At 61.5% G+C, this 5,590-nt stretch carries 4 protein-coding genes; all 4 read left to right on the top strand.

The window, feature by feature from the left end; all coding sequences use genetic code 11:
- Positions 1 to 342, top strand: a 342-nt coding sequence (locus tag ACXRVY_RS15640) for an efflux RND transporter permease subunit (protein WP_458237709.1), incomplete at its 5' end; no start/stop codon positions are given.
- A 118-nt stretch (positions 343 to 460) separates the two neighbouring features.
- The gene (locus ACXRVY_RS15635; protein WP_458237708.1) at positions 461 to 3,568 is read left to right on the top strand and encodes an efflux RND transporter permease subunit; all 3,108 of its coding nucleotides are present in this window, start codon (positions 461 to 463) and stop codon (positions 3,566 to 3,568) included.
- Positions 3,565 to 5,046: an efflux transporter outer membrane subunit gene (locus ACXRVY_RS15630; RefSeq protein WP_223462885.1), complete on the top strand. Its 1,482-nt coding sequence runs from the start codon at positions 3,565 to 3,567 to the stop codon at positions 5,044 to 5,046. The genes ACXRVY_RS15635 and ACXRVY_RS15630 overlap by 4 nt, the downstream gene beginning before the upstream one ends.
- A gap of 296 nt (positions 5,047 to 5,342) precedes the next feature.
- Positions 5,343 to 5,590 (top strand): MHYT domain-containing protein (locus ACXRVY_RS15625; RefSeq protein ID WP_458237707.1); only part of this gene is annotated, 248 nt, incomplete at its 3' end.

Below are 5,590 nucleotides of genomic sequence, written 5' to 3'. Positions count from 1 at the left end.
CTGATCGGCATCGTCAAGAAGAACGCGATCATGATGATCGACTTTGCCCTCGACGCCGAGCGCAATCAGGGCATGGACCCGCAGACGGCGATCTATCAGGCCGCGCTGCTGCGTTTCCGGCCGATCCTGATGACCACCCTGGCAGCGTTGTTCGGTGCCGTGCCGTTGATGCTCGCCACCGGTTCCGGCGCAGAACTGCGCCAGCCGCTGGGTCTGGTGATGGTCGGCGGCCTGTTGCTGAGCCAGGTTCTGACGCTGTTCACCACGCCGGTGATCTACCTGTATTTCGACCGTCTCGGTCGGCGATTTGGCAAGACCGGCGCTCAGGAGACGGCGGTATGACGGCCTGCATAACCTGTGGGAACGAGCTTGCTCGCGATGAGGCCCGTAAGTTCAACATCATTGCCGGCCGACCCACCGCTATCGCGAGCAAGCTCGCTCCCACAGTGGCGCAACAGCGATGAACCTTTCGGGACCTTTCATCAAGCGCCCGGTCGCGACCATGTTGCTGAGCCTGGCGATCATGCTGCTGGGCGGCGTGAGCTTCGGCTTGCTGCCCGTATCGCCGCTGCCGCAAATGGACTTTCCGGTGATCGTGGTCCAGGCCAGCCTGCCCGGGGCAAGCCCCGAGGTGATGGCGTCGACGGTGGCCACGCCGCTGGAGCGCTCTTTCGGCGCCATCGCCGGGGTCAACACCATGAGCAGCCGGTCCAGCCAGGGATCGACCCGGGTGATCCTGCAATTCGACCTGGACCGCGACATCAACGGCGCGGCGCGGGAAGTGCAGGCAGCCATCAATGCCTCGCGCAACCTGCTGCCCAGCGGGATGCGCAGCATGCCGACCTACAAGAAGGTCAACCCGTCCCAGGCGCCGATCATGGTGCTGTCGCTGACCTCGGATGTGCTGGAAAAAGGCCAGCTCTATGACCTGGCCTCGACGATCCTGTCCCAGAGCCTGTCCCAGGTGCAGGGCGTCGGTGAGGTGCAGATCGGCGGCAGTTCCCTGCCTGCGGTGCGTATCGAACTCGAACCGCAGTCGTTGAACCAGTACGGCGTGGCCCTGGACGATGTGCGCAACACCATCGCCAATGCCAACGTGCGCCGGCCCAAGGGCTCGGTGGAAGACGATCAACGGCTGTGGCAGGTCCAGGCCAACGATCAGTTGGAAAAAGCCAAGGACTACGAGTCGCTGATCATCCACTACAACGGTGGCGCAGCCCTGCGCCTGAAGGATGTGGCCAAGGTCAGCGATGGCGTCGAGGACCGCTACAACAGCGGCTTCTTCAACGATGACRCGGCGGTGCTGCTGGTGATCAACCGGCAGGCCGGCGCCAACATCATCGAGACAGTCAACGAGATCAAGGCCCAGTTGCCGGCGTTGCAGGCGGTGTTGCCGGCCAGCGTCAAGCTGAACCTGGCCATGGACCGTTCCCCGGTCATCAAGGCGACGCTTCACGAGGCGGAAATGACCCTGCTGATCGCCGTGGCACTGGTGATTCTGGTGGTGTTCCTGTTCCTCGGTAACTTCCGCGCCTCGCTGATTCCGACCCTGGCGGTGCCGGTGTCGCTGGTCGGCACCTTCGCGGTGATGTACCTCTACGGTTTCTCGCTGAACAACCTGTCGCTGATGGCGCTGATCCTGGCCACCGGGCTGGTGGTGGACGATGCCATCGTGGTGCTGGAGAACATATCCCGGCATATCGACGAGGGCGTAAAGCCGATGAAGGCGGCATACCTCGGCGCCCAGGAAGTTGGTTTTACCTTGCTGTCGATGAACGTGTCGCTGGTGGCGGTGTTCCTGTCGATCCTGTTCATGGGCGGGATCATCGAAAGCCTGTTCCGCGAATTCTCCATCACCCTGGCGGCGGCCATCGTGGTCTCGCTGCTGGTGTCGCTGACCCTGACGCCGATGCTCTGCGCCCGCTGGCTCAAGCCGCACACGCCGGGGCAGGAGAACCGCCTGCAACGCTGGAGCCGGCGAACCAACGACTGGATGGTTGGTAAATACGCCACCAGCCTCGACTGGGTGCTGCGTCACAAGCGCCTGACGTTACTCAGCCTGTTCGTGACAATCGGCGTGAACATCGCGCTATATGTGGTTGTTCCTAAAACATTTATGCCGCAGCAGGACACAGGCCAGTTGATCGGTTTCGTGCGCGGCGACGACGGCCTGTCGTTCAGTGTGATGCAGCCGAAGATGGAGATTTTCCGCCGGGCGGTGTTGAAGGACGAGGCGGTAGAAAGCGTCGCCGGGTTCATTGGCGGTAACAACGGCACCAACAACGCCTTCATGCTGGTGCGCCTCAAGCCGATCAAGGAACGCAACATTTCCGCGCAAAAGGTCATCGAGCGTCTGCGCAAGGAGATGCCCAAGGTCCCTGGTGCACAGCTGATGCTCATGGCGGACCAGGACCTGCAATTCGGCGGCGGCCGCGAGCAGACCTCGTCGCAGTATTCCTACATCCTGCAAAACGGTGATCTGGGGTCGTTGCGCGAGTGGTATCCGAAAGTCGTCACCGCGCTCAGGGCCTTGCCGGAGCTGACGGCGATCGATGCGCGGGAAGGCCGGGGCGCCCGACAAGTGACGCTGATCGTCGACCGCGACCAGGCCAAGCGCCTGGGTGTCGACATGGATATGGTCACGGCGGTGCTGAACAACGCCTACAGTCAGCGACAGATTTCGACCATCTACGACAGCCTCAACCAGTATCAGGTGGTGATGGAGGTCAATCCGAAATACGCCCAGGACCCGATCACTCTCAAGCAGGTCCAGGTGATCACCGCTGATGGCGCGCGGATTCCACTGTCGACCATCGCCCATTACGAAAACAGCCTGGAAAACGACCGGGTCAGCCACGAAGGCCAGTTCGCGTCGGAAAGCATTGCCTTCGACATGGCCGAAGGCGTGACCGTGGAGCAGGGCAGTGCCGCCATTGAACGAGCGATTACCAAGGTCGGCCTCCCGGAAGACGTGATCGTGAAAATGGCCGGCACCGCCGACGCCTTTGCCGCCACGCAAAAGAGCCAGCCGTTCATGATTCTCGGCGCGCTGGTGGCGGTGTATCTGGTGCTCGGCGTGTTGTACGAAAGCTACATTCATCCGCTGACCATCCTGTCCACCCTGCCGTCGGCCGGGGTCGGCGCATTGCTGTCGATCTATGCGCTGGGCGGCGAGTTCAGCCTGATTTCATTGCTGGGGCTGTTTCTGCTGATCGGCGTGGTGAAGAAAAACGCGATTCTGATGATCGACCTGGCGTTGCAGCTGGAACGAAACCAGGGGATGGCACCGCTGGAATCGATTCGCAGCGCCTGCCTGCAACGTCTGCGACCTATTCTGATGACCACCCTGGCGGCAATCCTCGGTGCCTTGCCGTTACTGCTGAGCCGTGCCGAAGGGGCGGAAATGCGCCAGCCGCTGGGCCTGACCATCATCGGCGGGCTGATCTTCAGCCAGGTGCTGACGCTTTACACCACCCCGGTGGTTTACCTCTATCTCGACAAACTGCGCCATCGCTTCAATAAATGGCGTGGGGTGCGTACCGATGCTGCTCTGGAAACTCCGCTATGACTGAACGTTCGCTTTTCAACCTGGCTGCACCGCTGCTCATGGCCCGAGGCTCGCGTTTGTTGAGCCTGTCACTGTGCGTGGCAATGCTCAGTGCCTGCGCCGTCGGTCCGGATTACCAGCGCCCGAAAACCGCGGAACCTGCGCAGTACAAGGCCGCAGAGGGCTGGCGTCAGGCCAATCCGAGCGATGCCCTGGCGCGCGGCGCATGGTGGGAGTTGTACGGCGACCGGCAGCTCAACGGCCTGATCGAAAAACTCAACAGCTCGAATCAGACCGTTGCCCAGTCCGAAGCGCAGTACCGGCAGGCCCAGGCCTTGGTGCGCAGCGCACGCGGGGCGTTTTTCCCGACGGTCGACCTGAACGTCAGCAAGAACCGTTCAAGCCAGGGCACCGGCAGCAGCAGCTCCAGCCTGAGCAGTTCATCCAGCGGTATTCGCAACACGTATTCCGCCCAGGCGGGCGTCAGTTGGGAAGCGGATGTATGGGGCAAGCTGCGCCGGGGGCTCGAAGCCGACACCGCGAATGCCCAGGCGAGCTTTGCCGATCTGGCGGCCATGCGCCTGAGCCAACAGTCGGAGCTGGTGCAAAATTACCTGCAACTGCGGGTGATCGATGGCCAAAAGCGCTTGCTCCAGGACACGGTCGAGGCTTATCGGCGTTCGCTGAAGATGACCGAGAACCAGTACCGCGCCGGCGTATCGGGCAAGGACGCGGTGGCCCAGGCCCAGACACAGCTCAAAGGCACCGAAGCCGATATGGTCGACCTGATCTGGCAACGCGCCCAGTTCGAGAACGCCATTGCCGTGCTGATCGGCCTGCCGCCTTCGGAGTTCAGCCTGGCGGAAAGCCAGGACATCCCGCAGTTGCCGCAAGTGCCGCCGGCCTTGCCTTCACAGTTGCTGGAGCGGCGCCCGGACATTGCTTCCGCCGAGCGTTCGGTGATGGCCGCCAACGCCAACATCGGTGTGGCCAAGGCCGCCTATTACCCCGATCTGACACTGAACATGAACGGCGGTTACAGCAGCAGCACCTATTCCAACTGGATCAGCCTGCCGAACCGCTTCTGGTCGGTGGGACCGCAATTGGCCGTGACTCTGTTCGACGGCGGCCAGCGCTCGGCGGAAGTCGACCGCAGTGAAGCGGCCTATGACGAAACGGTGGCCAAATATCGCCAGACCGTGCTGGACGGATTCCGCGAAGTGGAAAACTTCCTGGTGCAGCTCAAGGTGCTTGAAGACGAGGCCGTCGTGCGCCAACAGGCCCTGGATGCCGCCCGTGAATCGCTACGCCTGACCCAGAACCAATACAAGGCCGGTTTGATTGCCTACATAGACGTAGTGGTGACCCAGGCGGCGGCGTTGAGCAATGAGCGCAGTAACCTGGACCTGCTGCAAAACCGCCTGATTGCCAGCGTGCAGTTGATTGCCGCGTTGGGAGGTGGCTGGGATGGGCAGCTTGAGGTGAGCGAAAACCGATAGCGCAATCCCTGTGGGAGCGAGCTTGCTCGCGATGGCTGCGTCACATTCAGCATGGATGTTGCCTGGCCCACCGCTATCGCGAGCAAGCTCGCTCCCACAGGTTTTGTACTCTTGACGCCTTCCTTGTGGCTGGCGCCAGCAGTTAATGTTTTACCTTAAAACAAGCGTTTCATCGGACTGGTGGCCCTTTGCTCATTTTGTGAGTGCGTTCTCAATTGGAATCAGTACAATCGCCGCATTTGCCCCCCACCCGAGATTGAATGCCATTAACAAGGGGGCGTTCGCGAGAAGTCTCCATGCTCATCGGCAGCTATTCCCCCACCCTGGTCATCATTTCCCTCTGTGTTGCGATTCTCGCCTCATACACCGCACTCGACCTGACCGGACGCATTGCCACTGCCAAAGGCCGCGCCGTGCATTTTTGGACCGCGGGCGGGGCCATTGCCATGGGCATCGGCATCTGGTCGATGCACTTTATCGGCATGCTCGCGTTCAAGTTGCCGATCGATCTGGGCTACGACGGTACGATCACCCTGTTGTCGCT

Source organism: Pseudomonas sp. P5_A2_2 (assembly GCF_054177685.1).
Note: the sequence above shows the minus strand (reverse complement) of the source record. Positions and strands in the feature narration are given on the sequence as shown.